This window comes from Paraburkholderia sp. GAS32 (genome assembly GCF_050434225.1).
Taxonomy (GTDB): Bacteria; Pseudomonadota; Gammaproteobacteria; order Burkholderiales; family Burkholderiaceae; genus Paraburkholderia; species Paraburkholderia madseniana.
Genome location: NZ_JBNPVS010000003.1, coordinates 134,348 through 156,176, shown reverse-complemented (window position 1 = coordinate 156,176; position 21,829 = coordinate 134,348). Strand labels below are relative to the sequence as shown.

The 21,829-nt window shown below is 59.4% G+C and carries 22 protein-coding genes and 6 pseudogenes; 11 read left to right on the top strand and 17 right to left on the bottom strand.

The window, feature by feature from the left end:
• Nucleotides 1–14: 14 nt before the first annotated feature.
• The 4 genes and pseudogenes from P3T25_RS04715 to P3T25_RS04700 form a co-directional block, all read right to left on the bottom strand.
• Nucleotides 15–212 (bottom strand): annotated as a pseudogene (locus tag P3T25_RS04715) (Crp/Fnr family transcriptional regulator); the annotation flags it as partial.
• Nucleotides 164–376: pseudogene (locus P3T25_RS04710) on the bottom strand (hypothetical protein); the annotation flags it as partial. The pseudogenes P3T25_RS04710 and P3T25_RS04715, both read right to left, overlap by 49 nt.
• A gap of 159 nt (nt 377–535) precedes the next feature.
• Nucleotides 536–919, bottom strand: a complete 384-nt coding sequence (locus tag P3T25_RS04705; RefSeq protein ID WP_171928724.1) for a response regulator — start codon at nt 917–919, stop codon at nt 536–538.
• Nucleotides 920–1,103: 184 nt separating this feature from the next.
• Nucleotides 1,104–2,240 (bottom strand): sensor histidine kinase, encoded by a 1,137-nt coding sequence (locus tag P3T25_RS04700; protein WP_429357605.1) that lies wholly within the window; start codon nt 2,238–2,240, stop codon nt 1,104–1,106.
• Nucleotides 2,241–4,805: 2,565 nt separating this feature from the next.
• Between P3T25_RS04700 and P3T25_RS04695 the strand changes: the two genes are divergently transcribed.
• Nucleotides 4,806–5,153, top strand: coding sequence for a Spy/CpxP family protein refolding chaperone (locus P3T25_RS04695; RefSeq protein WP_171928722.1), 348 nt, complete (start codon nt 4,806–4,808; stop codon nt 5,151–5,153).
• A gap of 97 nt (nt 5,154–5,250) precedes the next feature.
• Entirely contained in the window at nt 5,251–5,685 is a 435-nt protein-coding gene (locus P3T25_RS04690) for a hypothetical protein (protein ID WP_429357604.1), read from the top strand.
• Nucleotides 5,686–5,782: 97 nt separating this feature from the next.
• Here P3T25_RS04690 and P3T25_RS04685 read toward each other — a convergent pair whose 3' ends face one another.
• The 5 genes from P3T25_RS04685 to P3T25_RS04665 all read right to left on the bottom strand — a co-directional run bounded on the left by P3T25_RS04685 (nt 5,783) and on the right by P3T25_RS04665 (nt 9,706).
• Entirely contained in the window at nt 5,783–6,556 is a 774-nt protein-coding gene (locus P3T25_RS04685) for a PRC-barrel domain-containing protein (protein WP_429357603.1), read from the bottom strand.
• 107 nt (nt 6,557–6,663) lie between these two features.
• Nucleotides 6,664–6,810 (bottom strand): DUF3096 domain-containing protein, encoded by a 147-nt coding sequence (locus P3T25_RS04680; protein ID WP_115102851.1) that lies wholly within the window; start codon nt 6,808–6,810, stop codon nt 6,664–6,666.
• Between the two features lie 61 nt (nt 6,811–6,871).
• A complete protein-coding gene (locus tag P3T25_RS04675; RefSeq protein ID WP_408517112.1) occupies nt 6,872–7,459 on the bottom strand; it encodes a BPSL1445 family SYLF domain-containing lipoprotein in 588 nt (195 codons plus the stop codon).
• A gap of 320 nt (nt 7,460–7,779) precedes the next feature.
• Nucleotides 7,780–8,844 carry a glycosyltransferase family 4 protein gene (locus tag P3T25_RS04670; protein ID WP_429357602.1) on the bottom strand — a complete coding sequence of 355 codons (1,065 nt, stop codon included), beginning with the start codon at nt 8,842–8,844 and terminating at the stop codon, nt 7,780–7,782.
• Nucleotides 8,845–9,511: 667 nt separating this feature from the next.
• Complete coding sequence (locus P3T25_RS04665) at nt 9,512–9,706, bottom strand: hypothetical protein (RefSeq protein ID WP_429357601.1); 195 nt, start codon at nt 9,704–9,706, stop codon at nt 9,512–9,514.
• A 626-nt stretch (nt 9,707–10,332) separates the two neighbouring features.
• Between P3T25_RS04665 and P3T25_RS04660 the strand changes: the two genes are divergently transcribed.
• The 5 genes and pseudogenes from P3T25_RS04660 (at nt 10,333) to P3T25_RS04640 (ending at nt 14,090) form a co-directional block, all read left to right on the top strand.
• Nucleotides 10,333–10,659 (top strand): hypothetical protein, encoded by a 327-nt coding sequence (locus P3T25_RS04660; RefSeq protein ID WP_154565968.1) that lies wholly within the window; start codon nt 10,333–10,335, stop codon nt 10,657–10,659.
• A gap of 139 nt (nt 10,660–10,798) precedes the next feature.
• Nucleotides 10,799–11,269 carry a PRC-barrel domain-containing protein gene (locus P3T25_RS04655; RefSeq protein ID WP_154565967.1) on the top strand — a complete coding sequence of 157 codons (471 nt, stop codon included), beginning with the start codon at nt 10,799–10,801 and terminating at the stop codon, nt 11,267–11,269.
• A 565-nt stretch (nt 11,270–11,834) separates the two neighbouring features.
• Nucleotides 11,835–12,566: pseudogene (locus P3T25_RS04650) on the top strand (NRAMP family divalent metal transporter); the annotation flags it as partial.
• A 967-nt stretch (nt 12,567–13,533) separates the two neighbouring features.
• Nucleotides 13,534–13,836 (top strand): hypothetical protein, encoded by a 303-nt coding sequence (locus P3T25_RS04645; protein WP_154565966.1) that lies wholly within the window; start codon nt 13,534–13,536, stop codon nt 13,834–13,836.
• An 8-nt stretch (nt 13,837–13,844) separates the two neighbouring features.
• Nucleotides 13,845–14,090, top strand: coding sequence for a lysylphosphatidylglycerol synthase domain-containing protein (locus P3T25_RS04640; protein WP_325063545.1), 246 nt, complete (start codon nt 13,845–13,847; stop codon nt 14,088–14,090).
• Between the two features lie 48 nt (nt 14,091–14,138).
• Here P3T25_RS04640 and P3T25_RS04635 read toward each other — a convergent pair whose 3' ends face one another.
• From P3T25_RS04635 to P3T25_RS04615, 5 genes are all read right to left on the bottom strand, one after another.
• Entirely contained in the window at nt 14,139–14,474 is a 336-nt protein-coding gene (locus P3T25_RS04635) for an HAD hydrolase family protein (protein WP_408517114.1), read from the bottom strand.
• A 14-nt stretch (nt 14,475–14,488) separates the two neighbouring features.
• On the bottom strand, nt 14,489–16,162 hold the full coding sequence (pgm, locus tag P3T25_RS04630; RefSeq protein WP_429357600.1) for a phosphoglucomutase (alpha-D-glucose-1,6-bisphosphate-dependent): 1,674 nt from the start codon (nt 16,160–16,162) through the stop codon (nt 14,489–14,491).
• Between the two features lie 81 nt (nt 16,163–16,243).
• Nucleotides 16,244–16,963: a Crp/Fnr family transcriptional regulator gene (locus P3T25_RS04625; RefSeq protein WP_154565964.1), complete on the bottom strand. Its 720-nt coding sequence runs from the start codon at nt 16,961–16,963 to the stop codon at nt 16,244–16,246.
• A 111-nt stretch (nt 16,964–17,074) separates the two neighbouring features.
• Nucleotides 17,075–17,827, bottom strand: coding sequence for a YoaK family protein (locus tag P3T25_RS04620; RefSeq protein ID WP_429357599.1), 753 nt, complete (start codon nt 17,825–17,827; stop codon nt 17,075–17,077).
• A gap of 15 nt (nt 17,828–17,842) precedes the next feature.
• Nucleotides 17,843–18,094 carry a hypothetical protein gene (locus tag P3T25_RS04615; RefSeq protein WP_154565962.1) on the bottom strand — a complete coding sequence of 84 codons (252 nt, stop codon included), beginning with the start codon at nt 18,092–18,094 and terminating at the stop codon, nt 17,843–17,845.
• Nucleotides 18,095–18,199: 105 nt separating this feature from the next.
• On the opposite strand from P3T25_RS04615, the gene P3T25_RS04610 reads away from it, so the two are divergent.
• From P3T25_RS04610 to P3T25_RS04595, 4 genes and pseudogenes are all read left to right on the top strand, one after another.
• Nucleotides 18,200–18,790: a BPSL1445 family SYLF domain-containing lipoprotein gene (locus P3T25_RS04610; RefSeq protein ID WP_429357598.1), complete on the top strand. Its 591-nt coding sequence runs from the start codon at nt 18,200–18,202 to the stop codon at nt 18,788–18,790.
• A gap of 64 nt (nt 18,791–18,854) precedes the next feature.
• Nucleotides 18,855–19,665 (top strand): annotated as a pseudogene (locus tag P3T25_RS04605) (PRC-barrel domain-containing protein).
• 155 nt (nt 19,666–19,820) lie between these two features.
• Entirely contained in the window at nt 19,821–20,054 is a 234-nt protein-coding gene (locus tag P3T25_RS04600) for a hypothetical protein (protein ID WP_154565960.1), read from the top strand.
• 87 nt (nt 20,055–20,141) lie between these two features.
• A complete protein-coding gene (locus tag P3T25_RS04595) occupies nt 20,142–20,360 on the top strand; it encodes a hypothetical protein (RefSeq protein WP_166618305.1) in 219 nt (72 codons plus the stop codon).
• A gap of 27 nt (nt 20,361–20,387) precedes the next feature.
• Here P3T25_RS04595 and P3T25_RS04590 read toward each other — a convergent pair.
• The 3 genes and pseudogenes from P3T25_RS04590 to P3T25_RS04580 form a co-directional block, all read right to left on the bottom strand.
• Nucleotides 20,388–20,506 (bottom strand): annotated as a pseudogene (locus tag P3T25_RS04590) (DDE-type integrase/transposase/recombinase); the annotation flags it as partial.
• 155 nt (nt 20,507–20,661) lie between these two features.
• Nucleotides 20,662–20,886 (bottom strand): annotated as a pseudogene (locus P3T25_RS04585) (SGNH/GDSL hydrolase family protein); the annotation flags it as partial.
• A 297-nt stretch (nt 20,887–21,183) separates the two neighbouring features.
• Complete coding sequence (locus tag P3T25_RS04580) at nt 21,184–21,813, bottom strand: BON domain-containing protein (protein ID WP_429357597.1); 630 nt, start codon at nt 21,811–21,813, stop codon at nt 21,184–21,186.
• Between the last annotated feature and the right edge of the window lie 16 nt (nt 21,814–21,829).

The following is a 21,829-nucleotide window of genomic DNA, read 5'->3' as shown; positions in this document are numbered from 1 at the left end:
CGAACGGCGCTCTTTTATCGCGCCGTTAAATCAGGTAAGAGCCTGTCGAACTCGCGCCTCACCATGGCATAGCATTCGCACTCGCGCTTTTCGAGCCCTGGCCACTCCAACGCCGCGATATGGCTGCAGCGATGGTGACGAATCGGTCCGGCATCCTGCAGTTTCATCGCGGCGTCTGTAACCCCGGATCGCCGGACACCGGGCATGTTGGCAAAGCGGGCGGCGCCCACGGACCCCTCATCGTCACGAATTCCTCGGCCGAAGTCGGGTGAACGCCGACCGTCATGTCGAACTGCGCCTTGCTCGCGCCCATCTTTACCGCGATCGCGACGCCCTGGATGATTTCGGCCGCATCGCGTCCCACCATGTGGCTGTGCTCCCCGCGTGGGTTGAACCGGTAGACTGCTGGCGCCCCTTCAACGGCCCCTTGGTGCAAAAAAAAACAGACATTCGCGGACAGTGCTTGCCGGGCCGAAGACGCGTTCAACTTCCGCCCCTGAAAAATCGCGGTTGCTGCGTTGCACAGGTTCACTGTTCAACGCGCAGCAAGCCCCATGGTGATAGCAGCCAGGACTAGCGGCATCAGAACCGGCTTAACGAAATGGTGATCGAATCCGCTGTGCATCGATTCCGCCCGTTCAGAGAGCGCGGTTAGACCCGTAATGGCCACCAGCAGTGGCGCAGGTGTCGCCCGGACGCGGCGGATCTCTCTCGCCACCGCGCGCCCGTCGAGACGCGGCATTTCGATATCGAGCAACACTGCAGCGGGATGCCACGCGCCGTATTCGGCGAGCGCGTCTGCACCGTTCCTGGCGGTCCGGATGTCGAAACCGCAAACACAAAAGAACAGTACGTACGCGGCCAATAAATCTGGATCGTCGTCCCCGATGAGCAGGCGCGTGACTCCGGTAGTAAACATTTCGATTCCCCAGGTTGCTTTGCAGTTGCAGCAATTTCAGGACCTGGGTAACCAGTGAGAATTTTTGCCCGCATGGAGACTGGAGAAATATCGCTACGTTTCACCGTGAAGGCCCCACACGGGTCGGTTCAGCGGTGTGCCGCGACCCGCGTAGCGTGCGTAGATGACCCGGCAGCGGTAACGCTCAGCTTGCGGAGACTGCATATCGAGGCAAGGCGATCGTGAAGACACAACCGGTGCCGGGCACATCGCGGACGCTGAGAACACCGTTATTTGCCTCGACGCTGCGCCTGGCGATTGAAAGACCTAGCCCCAGTCCGGTCTTATCCGTGCCGTTCTGGGTAAACGGCAGGAACATTCTTTCTGCGTTACCGGACGGAAGACCGCCACAATGATCCTTCACATCGATCAGGACGCGGTCCGACGACGCGTACGCGTCCAACGTCACTTCGGTGTGATAGTGCGTGAATTTGAAGGCGTTTTGCAGCAGGTTTCCAACCGCCGAATAAAGCTGGTCGCGATCCCCGCTGATGGCAAGCCGCGGATCTACAGTGGAAACCGTCAATACGCATCCGCGAATCTGGGCCGCAAGGTCAGCGGCATATTTCACTTCAGCGATGAAGTCGGCAACAGAAAACATCCTCGATTGCAGAGAAATTCCTGCGGCCGTACGAACCTCGTCCAGAGAGTGAGCTATCACATCACGCAATCCGTCCAGGCTCCGCTCCAGAACCGACCCTGTGGCTCCAGACAGACTTAGATTTCCGGTTTTTGCTGCGGTAAACGCGAGCGTTGCAGTCTGAAGAAAGTTACGCAGTTCGTGCGCGAAAAACCCCAGCCGCTCATGCATTTCAACAGCTTGCCGATCCGCAAGCGCAAAATCGCGCTGATAGCTGAACTCGGTGACCGCATCGGCAATCGCGTTGTCCAGACAGCGGTTAAGGGTTCGAAACTCGTCTATCAGAAACGGTGCATCGCGCTCGTACGCGAGATCAGTAATTGCCTGGCACAGGTCCCCATAGTCGTGGACGACCTGGTCAACCGAGAACCCGAGCTTCAACAACTCCCGTCCGTGCTGCGCCGCTGACTCGCCGATTTCGGATAAGGACGCCCCCCCGCCTGAGGGACCTGAAATTTTGCGGCTGTCCAGGGGCTCCGATGTCTGTTCCGTTCGAAGCGTCCTGATGAGCTGATCCAGGAACAGCGGCACCCCATTCTGAAGTTGCTGCGCGGTTGCTTCTCGCGCGGGCCTCTGTGCCACCTTCGCCCGGCAGCGTTCTATCAGTTCATTGCGGTTGTTTGCCAGAAAAACGTGCATCATGATGCGCCCCTGGATGTTGGTTTCGTCTTTCTATGCGTGGCGCCAGCGGCACGGCCGGACGTTACTCACGGCGACGCGGTATTTGCCCACTGGCGCATCGATCGGCGATGTCGAAGCCCAATGACACGACACCCCCACTAGAACACCATGGCCGACTTCGTAGATCGCAAAAAACTGCTGCTATGGAGCAAATTCCCTTTGCGCTGACAAAGTGTGACCGAGATCTCTTTCGAGTAACAATTACCGCACGTACCATATTACGCGCTCTTCGCATTCGGGTACGTCTTTCGGCGAACGCGGGGAAATCAAGTTATCGCGCGCATATGAAGTCACTAAACCCGACATGTCGAGCCCGATCAGCGCCGCGGCAGCAAGCTAACCAAGGTTCACAAATAGCCTGCCGGCGCTGCCTTGAGACGACATACTTCAGGTACTTCAGCACTATTTTCAGTGCGGTGGCGCTCTCGATCAGAGCCTACTAAGCGAGTCATATCCCGCAACTTCAGTGTAGACAGCATCCCCGTGTTCTCCGTTGGCCGTTTTTTGCACAGGCGCGAATCTATCGGATCGAAGAAAACTCTTTCGAGGTCGCGGAGACTCAAACCGAACATGCTTAGAAATTCTTACCTCAATAACCCTGACGATCAAGGCCACGCGGAACGGCTCTCCTACCTGGTTATCGGGCAGCTTGCTGCGCACGCGCGCAGCAGTGAATGATTGAGAACAGATCACATGGCCGATCTGATGGGCATCTGGCTCACCGGCAATGGAGCGCATTGCGATTGGCCTAGGCGGATTGAACTGGGTCGGCTTTCGGAGGAGCTTGCCCCGTAATTTTCAACCATACCCGGCTTTACAAATTCCGTCGCACTCGCGACGTTGTTCACGGGGAACTGGTCCTTTGACTGCAGGTCGCCGATCACGCGTGGCATCTACGAAGTTTGTGAAGGCCGTTTGCAAAAAAGCTAACTTTCAAGCGGCGCCCCGAGTTGAGAGCCGCAGGCGAAGCAGACTCTCGGCGAGGTGCGCTGTCTACCCATTAACAGAGTCAGCGACTGTCTCGACACTTCGATATAGCAGGCTGGACAAAGGGGTGCACCCTCATCCATAAAATTGACCCAAGAGTCGAACAATTCGACCATCTGCACTTTTAAAGCGCCGGCGGCTTCAAGGTAATCCAACAGTCTGTGCAACAGCAACGGCTGCCGCGCGGCAGAACTCCGTTGAAAGCTCCCGCTTCGCACGCATGCAACGCGAGTTTGCGTAAAAGGCTGTGCGCGAGACCAGCCCCCTCCCGAAATTCCCGTGCCACCTGCTGTTTTTTTGTATCCGCACAAAAAGAAGCCGCAGCGACTGCCACGGCCATCGGAATCACACACGTCGGCATCAGCCATACGCCGCGCAATTATCCCCACGCGCGGAACGCCTGTCGGTACGCTACCGTACATCTTGTCAACGTGCCTTACGAAACGATGTTACGGTGACAGAAAAGTAACTCGAACAACGGCACCGAGATCACTGTCATCTCGGTTCAACGCGCGCAATCTCCCCATCTTGAGATGTCCCCACTATGAGGAAAGAGATGGGTTCGAACGATCAGAAATCCGCTGTCCTGTAGAAAAATCGGATACGGAACCCGAGCATCATGTCCAAAGCGCAGATCTCGCCCGCAGCGATCGTCACGCTGTCCGGTCGCACCATCCACGGCCTGGTGAGAAGTCGACCAGCGAGGAGTCGAACTCGGATTCCCTCTGCAACAGCGCGTCACCAGCACGTGCTGAACATGTTCATGTCTTTGGCGCAGCATGGGTCCGGCCGACGCAGCGCTGACGCAAGAATGACTGTCCGAAACCGGATACGGCACCGTACGGACTTCAATCCAGGTTACGAGCAGCGTACTCGCGTGCGCGTTGAAACTTCTGTTTCAACGCATTCGATATGGCCACACTCAGAATGGTCATCCTGGACTGCTCGGAACGACGGCCGACTTTTTCATGTCGGATAACGCCCATGAACCCGCCGGCCCTACCCTGTTCCTCCTGCCTCGAGCTGGCGGCCCCTGCCGTTGGCCAACGGGTGAACCTGCATCGGCTCCCTCTCGCTATATCGGCGCTACCCCGAATGCGTCAGCATGGTTGTCGTGGCGCGCAATCCCGATAGAGGTGGTTTGGTAGTACTCAAGACGGAATAGACGGAACGCTGTTCGCCTGAAGAAAGAGAAACTCTGGCGTGCCCGTGAGGCAGCCGGACAACGTGCTCGCTTCTGCGCTGACCAGCTCCCGCGATTCAGCAAGTGCGCTCCAGCGCGCAAGCGTCCGGCACCGGATAGACGCCGGTCGGAAGTCGGCGCAAAGATGATCTGTTCGATCGAATTCGCCGCACTGACGTTCATCCGTTCGCGAGTCCATCGAACTCCTTTGGAGACCGATCACGAGACTCATTGCACCTCCATCCCAACCGCGAGCTGCACCGGCGCTCGCGATAGCGTTTTTTCTCGCGATAACGGCGTTCGCCAATCCTGCGTGCGCTGCCTCGCCCACCCAGACTCAACCGCGCGCACGCGTGATGACCGTTGCGACCCATGACCAGGTCGATACGCGCATCAGTGGACTTCGCACGAGGCTTCAGATCACCGCGGCGCAGGAAGAACTTTGGCAAAAGGTCGCGCAGGTCATGCGTGACAATGCGGGCACGATGGACTCGCTCAGACAGGCGCGGACCAGTAACGCCAGCAGCATGAGCGCTGTCGACGATCTCAAGTCCTATGGCCAGATCGCCGATGCCCATGCGGAAGGCATCAGAAAGCTCACTCCCGCGTTTCAGGCACTGTACGACAGCATGTCCGACGTTCAGAAGAAGAATGCTGATCTGATTTTCCAGACTGACCATCACCACTCTGCAAAGAAAGGGTGATCTCGAGACACCCGCAACGGGAAGCGGACTGGCACCTCAATAAGGTCCCGGATCGCAGACAGGAGAACATCATGAAAACCCAAGGAGTGCGAGCCGCGTGCATGGGCTCGATGAGGACCAGAATCATGACTCCAGTTGGCCTGGCATTGGCCGTTGGCGGCATGTCCATGGCGCCGGACTTTGGGAAGGCAATGGCAACGACGGCAACGGCAACCACGAGGGCCAACAGCAGCATGGCGCGAATAACAACTATCAGCATAACCAGGGGCATTCACAGCAACATGGCATGGATAACGGCTCTCGGTATAACCAGGGGCATCAGTCGGATCAGGACAACCGGCAGGCTTATCAACATGCCGACAATGACCACCGTGGCGGCGACTATTACGGTAACCAGGACTATGTGTATGCGCCCCCAACCCGTGGTCTACGCCCCGGAGTCGGCACCAGGCATAAGCCTGTTTATACCGCTCCAGTTCCGGTAGAACGCAGGACTGCCCGGAAACTTCTCATCCGAAAACCCATTCGCTGATGACGCGGCGAACATTGCACAGTCGAAGCACGCCAGGATCACACTGATCCTGGCGGCTGCGCCCACGGCGCGAACAGGCCGAGATGTCGCGCTATCCTTACCAATATCCGTCCCTGCCGTGAAACTCGTGGAGCCTCTTTTCGTAATCGCGGGTGAGCGGAACGGAGTCGTCGTACTCAGGACTGCTCCTGATTGCGTCGCGACTGAGTCTGGTAGAAACAGTCGAGCCAACCCAGTCGATCAGGTCGATCCACCGCGTTGCCACCAGCACCTCCTTGCCACCGGGCCACCAGTTTCGCGTATCGACGGTCAGATAACGAATGGCCCACGCAACATCGTCGAAGATGAACCCGGAGACATGGCCTATGCTGCCATCGGCCACCTCGATGTGATAGCCCTCTACGGCATTTGTGCTGTGCAGATGGACATCCACGGGCGCCTGATGTGGGTCCGGGTCGGGGCGCGGGAGTGCCTCCGATGCCGGGTCTGGCGGCACGTCCTTTATGTCGAATGCGGGGGAGGAGCCCATCCCCCACAGGTTTAAACCACCCCAGTACGTCGGGTAGCCGTAGTAAAGGAGGTACTCGGTTTCGTGCTGACGCGACACCGGCTTATGCGTATCGATGTTCGGACTGTCCTGCACCTGTTGCCGTGCGAGATGCACGTGGACGGTGCCTGATTCCCGGTCCATGTGTTTGACCGAATACGGTGAGATCAGTACCTGCCGCTCACGCATCCAGTTTCCCCTGTCGACCACGAGATAGCGCACGCCCCAGGCTTCGTCGTCGAAATAAACATCATCGACACTTCCGATGTCGCCGTCACGCGCCGCGACGGTGCATCCATGAAGACTCTTTATGCTTCGCAACATGTTCGATACTCCTTCTCTGCTTCCGGCTGTCGACGCCCCGATGCCCCGAGATCTCCGTTAAAAAGGACCGATGTTCGCAACATGCTCTTTTACCGGGTGATTTCGGTTCAATGGAGATGTCCTCCGAACAGACCGAGCAGTCCAATGACGATCAGGTAGATCGCAACGATGTAATTCAACAGGCGAGGCACCACGAGAATCAGAATGCCGGCGATCAGCGAAACCAGCGGACCCGCGTTCGTGAGAATGTGCATGCCTCCTCCGTAAGATTGAAAACGGCAAATAGACACAAACCTGCACCGCCTGCGTCGCCCGCTATAGTGATTTGAGCCTGGTGACCTTCGTGCCTTCGAGCGTTACGCCGGCCATCAGCCCGCTGTTTGTGAGCACAAACGCTTCCACTGGCGCCGTCGCGGTGGTGGTATCAATGTTGCCGTTCGCGCCGACTTTCAGTACCGCCACTGACGCGTCACCGCCAGCCGACCAGCCTTCGCTATTACGGAATCGGGCGAGAGCATCCTCGGTCATGAACAGGAAAATGATGGCTTTCGATTGCGCGCCGATCTGAAGCCCGATCGAACCGGTCGTAGTGCTGTAGTACCCGACCGTGTTGCCACCGACTCGCAGCGAGCCTTCACCATACTGGCCGCCGACCCAGAAGCCGGCGGCGATGACCGACGGGAACACTAATACGCCACGCGCCTTGCCGACCAGTTCACGTGAGCCGTTGGCGGTCGTGTACAGACGTGCGAGGGTCGAATCGACGCCCGTGTCGATGGTGTGGCGCTTGTCGGCCTGGTGGCCACTGGCGTCGGATGTTCCGGTCGTCGTGCACCCCGAGACCGCGAGGCCAATAGCGAGGATCGATCCCGGCGTACTCCATATGAATGTCCGTCGCAGCATGATTTTCCCCAAGTTGTTCCTGGATGTCCCTGACGCTACGCGCAGGCGAACGCGAATGCGGTACGAAAGCGTACAAAAACGCGAAACAGGTCTCGATGAATAAGCCGGATTTGACTCGCAACCCGCGCATCACTTTCCAGTCGCTTTGGCGCATCGGCGCAGCGGTTGGTTTTTCCAGCAGTCCAGTCAGTATGTCTGTTGGCTTGATCCAGATACCCAATAGCCTGATCCACTGCGCTTTTCTGAACAGGTCCAGCTTTTCATGTGGAAACATGATTGCGGCGTCATCGCTTCGTCCTGGAAGACTGTCCAGGCGCCGATCAACCCGCGGCGGCACGTCGCAACACCGGGCGCCTTGATGCCTGGAGGAGTGACGTATAGCTGTCGACGTAATTCCTCGCCATCGTCCTGGCGCTGAAGCGGCGTTCGAACTGAGTTCGGATCTCTGTACGTGACAGGTCATCAAGACGTTGCAGTGCACCGACGGCACCCTGCACGTCTTCGCAGATATAGCCGGTGACACCTTGCTCGATTACCTCCGGTACCGAGCCGCGATTGAATGCAATCACTGGAGTCCCGCACGCCATCGCCTCAATCATGACAAGGCCGAACGGCTCGGACCAGTCGATCGGGAACAGCAGCGCCTTTGCACCCGAGAGGAACCCGGGCTTCTGCTGCTCGTTGATTTCGCCGAGGAATTGAACGTGCGCCTGCGACAGCAGCGGCTCAATCGCGGTCCTGAAGTATTCCTGGTCAGCTTTGTCCACCTTGGCGGCGATCTTCAACGGCAGGCCGCTTTTTGCAGCGATCTCGATAGCGAGATCGGGACGTTTCTCCGGACACATACGACCGAGGAAAGCGAGATATTGCGGCTCCTTCTGCGTTTGCGGCGTGAGCAAATCTTCGGGTAGACCGTGATGAATGGTGTCGAGCCAATTTGCCTGCGGTAGCGGCAAACGTTGCGAATTGGAGATCGACACGACCGGCGCCTTCGGAAACGTATTGAACACGGCTTGCAGTTCCGGCAGGTCGAGGCGGCCGTGCAGTGTCGTCACGAACGGCGTGTCGAGCCGCGAAAACAGCGAGAACGGCAGATAGTCGAGGTGGAAGTGCAACACGTCGAATTCGTGGGCAACACGGCGCACCTGTTCGAGCATCAGCATGTGCGGGGCGAGCACGTCGCGGGTAGACGGGTCGAGGCGCAATGCGCGCGGCCACGCTGCATCGAGCGTCGCCTTCGTGCGCGAGTCGCCGCTCGCGAACAGCGTCACGTCGTGCCCCAGGTCGACGAGCGCCTCGGTAAGGTAGGACACTACACGCTCGGTGCCGCCATAGAATTTCGGAGGAACAGCCTCGTGCAACGGGGCAATCTGTGCGATTCGCATTGGCCGTTCTCTCTGGAGCACGTGCTGTGGCTTCAAACTATTCCCGAATGACCAGCGATAGTCTCGAACGCTGGCGTCTGCGCGATTGCGCTGCCCCAGGTCTGTGACATGTGGTGAACCTCTCACCTGCGAGAACATACGTCTGTACGGTAGCGTTCAACGCCCCCGCCAATCGACCGGGCCATACCGTTTTCCTGTTTTTCACCGGATTGATCTTGCCGTCCGTGTGCGTAGCGGGCACAACGCGCGCTATTGCTCGGCCGCGCCCGGCGAGCCGCGTCAGCAGTCTGCGGTTTCGCTGAAGGTAGTCAAAAACTGGGCCTGGAGCCGGTACGTTCTGCGTCTCCGATGGGGGTATGATGGTCGTTGCTGGTCTCGTCAGCGTAGGAGGAAATCATGCCCTCAAACCCGACCACACGACCGATTCACCGGCCAGGACTTCCGGATCACCCCATCCACGGCGTTACGCCAGGCACCAGGGCGCCGGCGCCTGAACCTGCGCCAGGCACTCCGGGTGACGATCCTTATGCCGCAGGGGCGGAGCCGGTCCCGCACGAGCACCTACCGCGCAGGTCAGACGACAATTGAGTTATCTACGTGCTTAGCCTGACGCCGCCCGGGTGTGCTCAGCCAACCCGCACGTGACGGCGTCGAGTGAAGATCAGTGCTACACACCGAACCTACCGTGTGCCGCCTCAGCCGGGATTAGCCCGGCGTCATACAGGCACCGCGCACGCTCAATCCGTTCACCGTTGGCTTGATACGGCAGCAGCAACAGCCCGGCCCCGGCGCATTCGACAGGCCAGAGCGACGCCCATGCGCCCAGTTCTTCGGTCTGTTCGGCTGCAACGGTGTGGGACACACAACACCTCGATGTGTCCGTTAATACGTTCTCACCGCCGACACCGCAGATCTGTACGGCAGCGGTCAACACTCTTTGCACGATGCGTCAAGTCGCTGTTCCAATGCCATCGGGCGATCGATCGTGCCGTCCGTCCCTGCAGCGAGCGCATCGAGCGGCTATGGAGTAACCGGTTTTTGCAACGCGGCACGTTCGATACACGCGGAGACTGACGCGCACACAGGGAAATGCGTGTCCTGAGATCACCCCATGACACCTCCGACCTCAATGCGCCATCATCACCAGATCGCTCAGATCCCAAAAGTCCCGGGTCGGTCAATTGATGCAGCGCACAACGCTGCAGCCTGCACGATTCGGGAAGAACGCCACGATGGCGCACTTCCTCAACAGTCCGGGAAACGGGCGGGCTCAGCCAGCCCGCTTGCGCCACGCGGAAGGAACGGGACCTGTCTGATTGCAGTGGAGAGTTCTATAGTAAACAGGCCGCCACCCGTCGATTGGCTGAGAACCGCGGCGCAGCAATATGCCGGTTGGCTCAGGCAGACGAGGCTGACGGTACCGCGTTGGGATCCAGGAAAACGGCGCCCAAACTTACTGCGGAACAACCTTCGAGGAGGAGGTTCATCATGCTGCAAGCCAGTGAAATCCAGAAGCGTTTCACCCATCTGGAGCAAACCATTGAGAAAGCCTCGCAAGCCTGTCACGCCGACGCCACAGTGCCTAAGGAGCTTATGGACTGCGTTGATCAACTCGATAAAAAATCCGGAGGCGCAAAAAAAATAATTGAATCGAAAGACGAAAAGCGCATGCGTCAATGGATAGACGACCTTGAGCAGGTCGGCGACCGTGCAGAGCAGGCGTGTCAACGTGCAACCAATGTAAATGCGAAAGTAAAAAGTGCCGTCACCTCGGTTCATGCCGAACTTTCCGATCTGAAAAAACAGCTGCATTAACTCATTTTGAGTATGGGCAGCCCTGCCGCGGGCTCGAACGAAGGTAACGTTAGCCGTCGCGCACCAATCCGTGTCGGCACTCGCTCATGGCATGACGGTTGCGGGATAGAAGGTCTGGTCTTTTCACGAGGAGAACATCATGACCACACTTGACCCCAGCACCCAACCTGCAACTGGTGGCAGCGGCGCGAAGATTGTCGGCGGCAGAACTGGCGAAGGCCCCGGCCCGGATGTGATGGCGGCAGCCACGCTCGACGGTGACAAGGTCATCACTTCGGATGGCGAAGATATCGGCAAAATCTCCGACATCATGCTCGACGTGCGCGGCGGCCGGATCGCGTACGCCGTCCTGTCGAGCGGTGGGTTCCTGGGCATGGGCAACACCCTTTACGCAATCCCGTGGAGCGCGCTTGTCCTGGACGCCGACGAGAAGTGCTTCCGGCTCGGCGTCACCGCCGAGCGCATCAAGAACGCGCCCGGCTTCGACAAGGATCATTGGCCCGCGATGTCGGACCCGCAGTGGGGTTCGTCGCTGCACGAGTACTACAACCAGCGGCCCTACTGGCTGGCCACTCGCGGCGCAGTCGAAGGCCGGTCACTCGATCTTTAAGTCGCTAAAACCGGTGACGAGCGTGTCTATTGTGGTCGAGCCAACGGGACAACTTCCCAACTTATTCGAAATGCCGGCCGCAAGGTCGGCCTTTTCCTGTCACCAGCAGTTGCCGAAGGAGCTACGAGAGACAGGCTACAGGCGCGGGCTTCCGCAGAAGCACGCTCCAGAAATGTTCTTCACGCCGGCGAAGACGCGACTGAAACCGTTACGGTGGACACCGCGGCGTTGCGCGAGCACGAAACCCGGACACCCACCCATCTGCACAAGGTGGTCGCACACATGATGCAAATACAGTTCAGGGAGTTGAGTGCCCAACACCCGCACAAGGTGCAGTGCGGATAGGGATAATCGTTCGAATCGTGGAAAATCTGACGGCTGATGTTCGGGCAGCCTCATCTGGTCTGCGATTCGACGTTTGATCTGGTTTTGCCCTGCGCATGGTCGCGAGTTTATGAATATGCGCGCTACGATCAGAGGAGCTCTTTTATAGTGACGTGAGGTCAACCACGACGCGGCAGCGAAGAACGAACGTCGCTTCAAATACCCATGCAATCGAGCCGGTATGGAATCCGATATTGATCCGTCGTCAACGCCGCACAGCAACGTCAATTCGTGGATCGAGAAGTTAGGGCCCGGTCTGATTACCGGAGCGGCCGACGACGACCCGAGCGGCATCGCAACATACTCGCAGGCGGGCGCAGCGTTTGGTTACAACATTCTGTGGACGATCCTGCTGACCTATCCGCTGATTGTCGCCATCCAGGTCATCAGCGCCAGGATTGGTCGGGTCAGCGGCCACGGACTGGCGACCAATATTCGACGCCACTATCCCGCATGGCTGCTCTATGGCACGGTTATTCTCCTGCTCGTGGCGAACACGATCAATATTGCGGCCGACCTCTCGGCCATGGGCGCTGCCGTCAATCTGATCATCGGTGGACCGACGCATGTTTACACGGTCGGCCTCGCGCTGTTTTCGCTGGTGTTGCAGGTTTTTGTTCCGTATCGAAACTATGTCCGCGTTCTCAAATGGCTGACGCTTGTCCTGTTTGCCTACGTCGGCGTCGTGTTCGCCGTCCAGATTCCATGGATGACCGTCGCGATCCGGACCGTGTTTCCGCATCTGTCGTGGAACGGTGGCTACGTCACAACCGTCGTCGCGGTGTTCGGCACGACAATCAGTCCCTCCCTGTTTTTCTGGCAAGCCTCGCAGGAGGTGGAGGAGTTGCGGACACGACACGGGCGGCGCGCACTCAAGCATGCGCCGTCTCAAGGCGCGTCAAATCTGAAACGGTCGTGATGGCTGCTGCCGTTGTCGGGATGTTCTGCTTTCTGTAGGAAGCGAGCCCGACACATGATAGTTGTCCGGATGGGCCAGCCTCCGACCAGGAATCTGCCGCCACCGGCATTGATGCAGGCGGCAAGCGTGTCGCCTTTGATGTGGACAATCGCGGCGGTGCCCGACGGTTGATATGAACAATGACGCCGCCGTCTAATTGCGCTTTCTTACCGCCACTCGCAGAGGAAACCGCTTAGTGCCTCGACATTCCCGAGGCAACCGTGCGCAGCCGACATTTCTGAGCGAAGAGCCTGTTGCGCGAATCGCTCGCGCGTGATGTCGATCTGGCCGAGCGCAACCTGTTCGAATTCGGCAGTGACGATTGCGACCGTCTGCTTGCATCAGTGCTGTCGCGCGTAGAAGGAACCCGTATGAGTCGCCCACCCGATGGAACAGGAACACGGGTTTGACGCATCGAGTCAAGGGCGTTGACCGCTACCGTACAGACGTAGCCGGTCGTACGTGAGAACGTAGCGGTACACTCGCGCGCATCAACGATTCCCGGTCGCTCCCGTGAGGCATGCATTCGCGGACAGCCGGTGAACGGCGCAACGCAGCACGTCCTTGTTGTGACAGAACGCCTGATGCCACCGCACGTTTCGCCAGCTGGTCGCGATCGAAGTGTCGCGCGGCTGTTGAAGGGGTGTCGAATCTAAGGAGAGCGTCATGTACAACATCGTCTGGCTTGTGGGAGCCGTGGTCATCGTTCTGTTCGTGCTCGGCTATGTCGGATTGAGATAGACCTTCGCTGCAGGTAGAGAACATGGCCAGTGGGCCTGTCATGCATGAACGGCCGCTATGTGACGACGCGACTACGACTCACCGCTGGGATGATGATACGTCCCGGCCGCGATGGCACGCGCCGACCATGCATGACATCCGGTCCGACAATCCTGATCCAGCTTACTGAGAGGAGCCCGTGATGAAACTCGCCACGCAGACACCCGCCGACACCGCCCCTGTTGATCCGGCGAGCCGGCGCACCGCCACCCGGGCGGATGAGGATCAGGAGAACGTTGCGCCGCTGCCGCACGAGACCGATCAGTCAGCGGAATCGCAACATGAAGAGGGCACGCGCGCTGTCGGACGGCAGGCACATCAGGACCTTTCGCGCGGCCTGACCGATACTGACCGGCGCGGCGGCGACGCATATCAGAAACGCACCCAGAATGATGCGAATGCCAACACGCAGTCTCCCAAACACAAGGCCACGCGCAAGCGCTAGACGTTTGCATTCGCGTTTGCCGGCTGTGGGTCGCGTTCGTCAGCGTCGCCATTGCGTCGATAGTCGCGACGATCGGTCCGATCCCGGTCGGTCTGGGAACCTTCGAAGCGGCATCCGTGGCCATGCTGAGTCTGCTCGGCGTGTCGGTCGAGGCGGCACGGGCCGGAACACTGCTGTTGCGCGGCCTGACCTTCTGGTTGCCGATGCTGCCCGGCATCTGGCTGGCCCGGCGCGAGATCAGCCGAGCGAGGTAGCGGCCCGCGCCGAAGTTCGCGCGCTAGTGCCGCGAACAGGTTGGCTTTCTACGTGATCCTCAGATGTGCGAATAGCGGAATCTTCGCCGCGTCCAGCACGACCGCGAAAGCCGCCGCCCCAGCCAGCACACCCGTCACCACCGCGACGGGCAACGGTGTCATCGCGATCCCGCCAATCGCCAGGGTGATCGCGTTCAGCGTATAGGTCAGAATGCGTTGAAACGTGACGCGCCCCTCCTTCACCGCAGCCACGATGCCACTCAGCCCGGGTTCGATCAGCACCATACCGGCAGCGGATTTGGCGACGTCGGTCGCGGTCGACACCGCAATGCCGATTTGCGCCTGGCGCAGCGCGGTTGCGTCGTTAGCGCCGTCGCCGCGCATGCCGACTGCGTGCGTTACGGTTGAGCGGCATAAAGCGTAGCCGCATTCGCGTCAAACACCCCGTCGACCATCGCCCGAGCTTCGTCGACGATACGTGTCAGATGCCCGTCGCCAAGAAAGCTCTCCGCATAGATCTTGTAGATGTCCTCGGTTCCCGACGGGCGCGCGGCAAACCAGCCGTTCTTCGTGATCACCTTGATACCGCCGATCGCCGCATCATTGCCCGGCGCACGGTCGAGCACACGCTCGATCTTTTCGCCGGCCAGTTCGGTGTGAGGAAATTGCGCAGGCGACAGTCGCGCCAGCAGCGCGCGCTCCCGCACGCTCGCCTTGGCCTGCACGCGTCGTTCGACCGGCTCGCCCAGCCGCTGAGTCAGATCCCGGTAGATTTCTGCGGGATCGCGACCGGTGCGCGTGGTGATTTCCGCCGAGAGCAAAGCGGGCACGATGCCATCCTTGTCGGTAGTCCACGCGGTGCCGTCGCGTCGCAGACAGCTGGCGCCCGCGCTCTCTTCGCCCGCGAAGCCCAGCGAGCCATCGAGCAAGCCGCCGACAAACCATTTGAATCCGACCGGCGCTTCGTAAAGCGTACGGCCGCGCTTTGCCGTTACGCGGTCGATCATCTGACTGCTTACGACGGTCTTGCCAACCGCTGCGTGAGCGCCCCACTGCGGACGATGCGCATACAGGTAGTCGATCATGACCGCAAGGTAGTGATTCGGCGGCAGCAGCCCGGCGTGCCGGGTGACAACGCCATGCCTGTCGTGATCGCTGTCGCATGCAACGGCCACGTCGAAGTGGTCCTTCTGGTCAATCAGCGGTTGCATCGCATACGGCGACGATGGGTCCATTCGGATACGCCCATCCCAATCGACGCTCATGAAGCGGAAGGTCGGATCGACTTCGTCATTGATCAAGCTCAGGTTCAAACCGTAGCGTTCGGCAATCGGCCCCCAGTAGTGCACGCCCGCACCGCCGAGCGGATCGACGCCGAGGCGGATCGGTGCGCCGCGAAGCACGTCCATGTCGATAACGCTATCGAGGTCGCCGATATACGCGTTGAGGAAATCATGCCAGTGCGTCGTCGTGGCGCGCAACGCCTTGGACAGTGATACACGCAACAGGCCGTCGAGCCTGCTTTCGAGCAGCCCGTTCGCTGTTTCCTCGATCCAGCGGGTCACAGTTTCATCGGCCGGGCCACCGTTCGGCGGGTTGTATTTGAACCCGCCGCTATCCGGCGGGTTATGCGAGGGCGTTATCACGATGCCGTCCGCCAGTCCCGCGGTGCGGCCGCGGTTATACGCGACGATCGCGTGCGACACCGCCGGCGTAGGGGTATATTCGCCGTTTTGCGCGATCATGAGCTCGACGCCGTTAGCCGCCAGTACTTCGAGCGCGGTCGCGTACGCGGGTTCGGAGAGCGCATGCGTGTCGATGCCAAGAAACAGCGGACCATCGATACCCTGCCTCTTCCGATAGTGGCAAATGGCCTGGGTGATGGCCAGCACATGCCATTCGTTAAAGCTGCGCTCGAATGCGGACCCGCGATGCCCCGAGGTGCCGAAAGCGACCCGCTGCGCGGGGATCGAAGGGTCCGGAATATCGGTGTAGTACGCCGTGACAAGCCGGGGAACGTTGACCAGCATCCCGTGTGATGCGAGCTTGCCAGCAAGAGGACTGACGTTCATCGCGGTATCCTGTTGTAGTAGTGATTGGCGTGTCCGCCGCGTCATTGCAGATCGTCGGTACGTGCGGCAAGCGGACTTTTTTTACAGCGCCTTCAAATCAGGCAGCAGACGGTCGAATTCCCGCTTCACCACGCCATAGCACTCGCACACTCGCTTTTCGAGGCCGGGCCGGTCCAGCACCTCGATATTCCCATAGCTGTAGCGGATCAATTCGGCATCCTGCAACTTCATCGCCGCTTCCGTGACCCCAGGTCTCCTGACGCCGAGCATGTTGGCGATCAACTCCTGCGTCATCTTCAGCTCGTTCGACGGCAGGCGGTCCAGGCTGAGAAGCAGCCAGCGGCATAGCTGCTGATCGATTGAATGATGCCGGTTGCACACGGCGGTCTGCGCCATCTGCGTGATCAGTGCTTGCGTATAGCGCAGCAGCAGCCGCTGAACCGGACCGGCGCGGCGGAATTCCTCCTTCAGCAGGCGAGCATCCAGCCGGTATGCCAGCCCTGCGCTCTGCACGACCGCTCTGCTCGGGGTCGTTTCGCCGCCCATGAAGAGCGCAATGCCGATGAGCCCTTCGTTGCCGACGATCGCGATTTCGGCCGATGAACCGTCTTCCATCACGTACAGCAGCGAGACGATGGAGGTCGTCGGGAAATAGACGTGCGTGAGGCGATCTCCGGACTCATACACGACCTGTCCCAGCGGCATGTCCACCGACACCAGATGCGGGGCTATCCGCGCCCACTCCGCGTCGGGGAACACCGCGAGCAGATGATTCCCGTTTCGATGATGTTCGTGCTGCATGTTTCACTTTCCTCGCAGTCTGACAGAAAGCCGCGCTGCTGCCACGGTCTCATGTGCAATACGGTAAGTCTGTACGGTAACGTTCAGACCAGTAAAAACAACCATATCGCATCATTTATCAACATGACTGACACCGCGCATCCCGTCCAGCAACGGCACGAAGGCGAGTGTGAGAAGCACGGCGGCGAGCGGCAGCGTTGCGATGAAACCCATGTGCTTGAATCCCAACGCGCCCGTCACGCCGCCCACGAAGAACATCCCAAGCAGTGACGCCAGCAGCGCAAGTCTCTGGCGATCGGCGCGCACGCGTGGCGCTCGTAAACCTGGCGCGTTCCGATAGACCAGCTTTCCCAGTTCGATACCGATGTCAGTAACCAGGCCTGTCACATGGGTCGTACGGATTTCGGCTTTCGAAATCTTGGTGATGATCGCGTTCTGAAGACCCATCACGAAGCAAAGCACGCCTACCGTGGCGGAAACGAACAGGAGCCGGTGATGTTCCAGATTTGAGCCGAGCAACCCGAAGCCCAGCAGCAACGTTGCCTCCAGCAACAACGGCGTCGCATACACGCTTTGCGCGTGCCGGCGCCGTCCCCAGTTGATCAGGATCGCCGACGTGGCGGCGCCGGTGAGAAATGCAATGAGTGAACTGAGCCCCGCCACGACAAGGCCGATATCGCCAAGCGCGAGATTGTCGGCCAGCGACGACACGATACCGGTCATGTGCGACGTGTACTGTCCGACTGCCAGAAAGCCGCCCGCGTTGGCCGCGCCGGCAACGAACGCGAGCCAGCGCCCGAGACGCCGATTGGTCACGTCGGTCCGATGCGGGCTGGCGAATCCTCGAAGATAGTTTATCGGCATGATGGCGGATGAGTGTCAGTTGGATGCAGGTGCGGTAGAGGGCGCGCATCGCCATGATGCACCCGAACCGTGCCGGGTTCTATCACTGCCCGCCTCTTCGCCCCGATGCCGGTACGGCAGCGTACCGACTTCGGCCGCCGGCTGTTGCATGTTCGATACCTCGCCGCGGCCCGGTGCACCGATGAGCCGCACTCTGTCCAGCACCTCGATGTGGCGCAGTGTCCTCGAAGTCTTCAGGATGACATACCACTCACCGACGATCGGCATCGAGTGTGCGGTCGTACATAGAGACGCGTTTGTACGTTGTCGTACCGCATTCTCGTGCGCTTCAGTGTAGCGTGACCTCTATCGTCAACCAGCGGGGAGCAAATCATGCTTAGACGAACATTTATCTGGAGCACGTCCGGGTCCATTCTGGCACTCGGCGCGGTGGTTTCGGGTTGCACCATGACCGGCTCTTCCGACGCGAGCCGTGTTCAGCAAATGGACAAGCGCCACAGCATCGATGCTGGCGTCGATTCGACGCTAACGCGTCTTTACGGCATGGCGCCCGGCTCGCGCGAACTGATCGGCAAGGCACACGGGGTGCTGACGTTCCCTTCGGTGATCGACGCCGGCTTCGTGGTCGGCGGTCAGTATGGCGAAGGGTCCCTGCGTGTCGGCGGACGCACGATGGGTTACTACAGCACGGCGACCGGTTCGATCGGCTGGCAGATAGGCGCGCAATCGCGCGCGATCGTGTTCCTGTTCATGACCGACGAGTCGCTCAACCGCTTCCGCAGCAGAGACGGCTGGTCGGCTGGCGGCGACGCGTCAGTAGCCGTGCTGAAAGTGGGCGCGAACGGCAATCTCGACACCAGCACCGCTAGCGGACAGGTCGACGCGTTCGTTCTGACCAATAGTGGCTTGATGGCCGGCGCGTCGCTGGAAGGCACGAAAGTTACCCGGCTCACGTCGCTTTAAAAAGATGGACTCTGGGGCTCGCCGCTTGACGCGAGCCCCAGACTTTTCATGTTGCGGAGAAATCATGTTGCGAAGCATAAGAGACTTGCGCGGCAGCACCGTCCACGCATCCGACGGCGACATAGGCTCGGTCAGCCAGGTCTATTTCGATGACGAATCCTGGGGCGTCCGCTATCTTGTGGTCGAAACGGGCAACTGGCTCAACGACCGGCAAGTGCTGGTGTCGCCGTAATTCGGTCAAGCACACGGACCCTGGGTCGAGTGTCGTGCACGTCAGACTTTCCCGGCAGCAAGTCAGGGACAGCCCGGTTCTCGACACGCACAAGCCCGTATCGCGGCAGCACGAGATCGAATACCTGCGTTACTACAGCTATCCGACGTATTGGGGCGGCCCGAACCTGTGGGGCATGGGCGCCTACCCCGCCTACGATCCGACCGGCGTCCCGCCGGACGCGCTGCCCGATACGCCGTCACGGCCGACGTTGCACGTGGACCAGCCGCCTCCTGACATTCATCTGCGCAGTACCGACGAGGTCAAGGGCTACCACCTCAAGACAGCCGACGGCGGCATCGGCCATGTGTCGGACTTCATCTACGACGACACCGACTGGGCAATTCGTTATCTGGTGGTCGACACACACAACTGGTGGCCCGGCGGAAAAGCCGTGCTGATCGCGATTCACTGGATAGACGGAGTCGACTGGTTCGAGTCTGCAGTGTCGACGACACTCACTCGCGACGTGATCCAGAACAGCCCCGCATATGACGACTCGATACCGATCGACCGGCATTACGAAGTCGTGCTGCACCGGTTCTACGGTAGGCACGGGTATTGGTCGGATACCGATGCGGACGAGCGTGTTGCCGCGGAGTGATGTCTCGCGCAGGTCGCCCTTCTCGCCCAATCCGCACACCCCGGGATCGATGACCGTTCTCAGCGCAGTTAGACGATCTTGCGCGATGCCGCGATCGCTTCGTTGAGACAACGGAAAACGAATGCATGGAAAGGCACTGCAGGCAGGAGTAGATCATGAGACAAAATATTCAGAAACTGTATCAAGCCCGAATCCATACATTCACACCGGAGTGTCTGGAACTGCAAGATGGCAAATTTGATTTCCATCTTCGCCATGCGGTGGAAGGCTGCCTTCCTTCGGCCGACCAGCACTATGCCGTCGGCATTTTCGCAACCAGCGAGGAAGGCCATGCGGCGGCGCTTGCATACGGCGACAGATACATTTCGGAACACAAGTTCGGAATGTAGCGGCCCCGCCGTTCATTGATGAAAAGCTACTGTATCCGGCAGCGATCGGACCAGGTGTGGCCGTCGTTCAACCAGGAGCACTGCGTTATGGCAGACAAAATCATCTCAAGTGACACGCACGACGCCCATATGACCGTCAAGGATCACATTGCCGACGGCTGGGTGGCGACGCTCTGGATCGTTGCCAGGGGCGCCCCGAAAGGTAACGAACCCGCTACTACGCTCGACACTTTTTTCGATTGTGAAGACACGGCCTGGCATTCGGTCGAAACGCTTGCGCTCGCGAAGCTCAGCAACCTGAAATAAGGCCGGTCGCACATGCGCGCCGTGGAGCCGCTTGGCTGCGGCCTTGTCGCGACGCTTTTGCAGCAGGATATCGAGTTCAGCGCCTCGCTGATCAACTGCTCGCCACGCAGATAGGGCTCGCCGCGCGGCGCAACAAGCACTTCGTCGGTTTCTACAACGCCGTATGCATACATTCGACTTTGGGCTATCTGTCCTGAAAATCAGCTAAAAATCACCCGCTGCTCGACGCGATAGCAAGACGAGGTCGGACCGAACGTCTGAGAACCCGACGAGTCTGTTGGCGAGTCATCATTTGCCGGGCTTAGTGACCAAGACCGCTCCTGGCGATCTGCTGCTCTATGAACTGGGCGAACAGTGCATGCAGACGCGTCGTCGGATGAAGGTCGTCGGCGAAGATGTACGTCTGATCGGCATTGGGCGTCACGTAGGTCGCCGGTGAGCAAAGCAATGCTGTGTCATCCGGCGTTTTCGTGGGGTCGCAGGCCTGGCTGGTGTTTGACACGGCGAAGCCATTAGCCTGAAAGTGCCGCATGCTGTCGACAGCGAAATCACCGTGGCAAGAATTGCAGCACGTACCTTGTAATTTCTTTCTTGCATAGCTCATCTCCCGCTGGTCGACCGGGCAGATGCCCTCACGTGGCGGGCTTATCGCCAGCCTGCATATCGCTGTTGCGATAAGCAGCTTAGTTAAGCAAAGAGGATGCCCTATCGAGAAGCCATTCCGGACGGGCAGAACGCGCCAGCCTATTGCGACGCCGAGTCTTTAGTGCCACCCAGCCTCCCTTAGGGGTGCAGTCGCCCGCGGCAACCCATTCTCAACCGGCTATCCGCCTGCGACGATGAGGGCGGACGTGTCAACGCTCTTCACGCCTTTCACTTTCTCAGCGATGTCCTTCACATGATCGACGGCGTCCTGGTTCGACAGAGCTCCCTTCAGAACCACCACGCCATGAATCGTCTCCACGCTCACATCGAAACCCCTGCTGACGCTGTCCGCAAGGATCCCTGACTTTACCTTGGTTGTAATCCAGCTATCCGATGCGGCCCGCTCTGTCTTTGTGACGGCCTCGTGCGTCCGGGCCGATGCCTTGCTGCTCGCGGGTGTTTTCAGGTTGTTGTCGACGCTCTTGACGCCATCGACTGACTTTGTCGCAGCCTCAGCCACGGTCTTTGCGTTTGAGTTGCTTGCCGAGCCGTCAAGCGTGACCACGCCGTTAGTGGTGGTCACGCTGATATCAGATTTTTTGAGGCTGTCACTACCCATAAGTTTAGCCTTCACCCTGGTCGTGATGACGGTATCGGTGAGCGTCGCGCTTACGCTGTCGCTGTGGGGCTGCGGGATGGTGTCATCCCCCGATGCTGCGCCAGCCCTGCCGATGCTAACCCCAGTAACCAGACCGACGGCAATCAACACGTTGAGAACCGCGGTTCTGCAAAAATAGGTACTGCTCATGATGCTTCTCCGATTT

Excerpts from the sequence above, each read along its gene's own strand:
- P3T25_RS04705 (WP_171928724.1), bottom strand. The coding sequence starts at position 919 with ATGTTTACTACCGGAGTCACGCGCCTGCTCATCGGGGACGACGATCCA.
- P3T25_RS04700 (WP_429357605.1), bottom strand. The coding sequence starts at position 2,240 with ATGATGCACGTTTTTCTGGCAAACAACCGCAATGAACTGATAGAACGC.
- P3T25_RS04695 (WP_171928722.1), top strand. The coding sequence starts at position 4,806 with ATGACCGTTGCGACCCATGACCAGGTCGATACGCGCATCAGTGGACTT.
- P3T25_RS04685 (WP_429357603.1), bottom strand. The coding sequence starts at position 6,556 with ATGTTGCGAAGCATAAAGAGTCTTCATGGATGCACCGTCGCGGCGCGT.
- P3T25_RS04680 (WP_115102851.1), bottom strand. The coding sequence starts at position 6,810 with ATGCACATTCTCACGAACGCGGGTCCGCTGGTTTCGCTGATCGCCGGC.
- P3T25_RS04675 (WP_408517112.1), bottom strand. The coding sequence starts at position 7,459 with ATGCTGCGACGGACATTCATATGGAGTACGCCGGGATCGATCCTCGCT.
- P3T25_RS04670 (WP_429357602.1), bottom strand. The coding sequence starts at position 8,844 with ATGCGAATCGCACAGATTGCCCCGTTGCACGAGGCTGTTCCTCCGAAA.
- P3T25_RS04660 (WP_154565968.1), top strand. The coding sequence starts at position 10,333 with ATGCTGCAAGCCAGTGAAATCCAGAAGCGTTTCACCCATCTGGAGCAA.
- P3T25_RS04655 (WP_154565967.1), top strand. The coding sequence starts at position 10,799 with ATGACCACACTTGACCCCAGCACCCAACCTGCAACTGGTGGCAGCGGC.
- P3T25_RS04645 (WP_154565966.1), top strand. The coding sequence starts at position 13,534 with ATGAAACTCGCCACGCAGACACCCGCCGACACCGCCCCTGTTGATCCG.
- P3T25_RS04635 (WP_408517114.1), bottom strand. The coding sequence starts at position 14,474 with ATGCGCGGCGACGGCGCTAACGACGCAACCGCGCTGCGCCAGGCGCAA.
- pgm (WP_429357600.1), bottom strand. The coding sequence starts at position 16,162 with ATGAACGTCAGTCCTCTTGCTGGCAAGCTCGCATCACACGGGATGCTG.
- P3T25_RS04625 (WP_154565964.1), bottom strand. The coding sequence starts at position 16,963 with ATGCAGCACGAACATCATCGAAACGGGAATCATCTGCTCGCGGTGTTC.
- P3T25_RS04620 (WP_429357599.1), bottom strand. The coding sequence starts at position 17,827 with ATGCCGATAAACTATCTTCGAGGATTCGCCAGCCCGCATCGGACCGAC.
- P3T25_RS04615 (WP_154565962.1), bottom strand. The coding sequence starts at position 18,094 with ATGCCGATCGTCGGTGAGTGGTATGTCATCCTGAAGACTTCGAGGACA.
- P3T25_RS04610 (WP_429357598.1), top strand. The coding sequence starts at position 18,200 with ATGCTTAGACGAACATTTATCTGGAGCACGTCCGGGTCCATTCTGGCA.
- P3T25_RS04600 (WP_154565960.1), top strand. The coding sequence starts at position 19,821 with ATGAGACAAAATATTCAGAAACTGTATCAAGCCCGAATCCATACATTC.
- P3T25_RS04595 (WP_166618305.1), top strand. The coding sequence starts at position 20,142 with ATGGCAGACAAAATCATCTCAAGTGACACGCACGACGCCCATATGACC.
- P3T25_RS04580 (WP_429357597.1), bottom strand. The coding sequence starts at position 21,813 with ATGAGCAGTACCTATTTTTGCAGAACCGCGGTTCTCAACGTGTTGATT.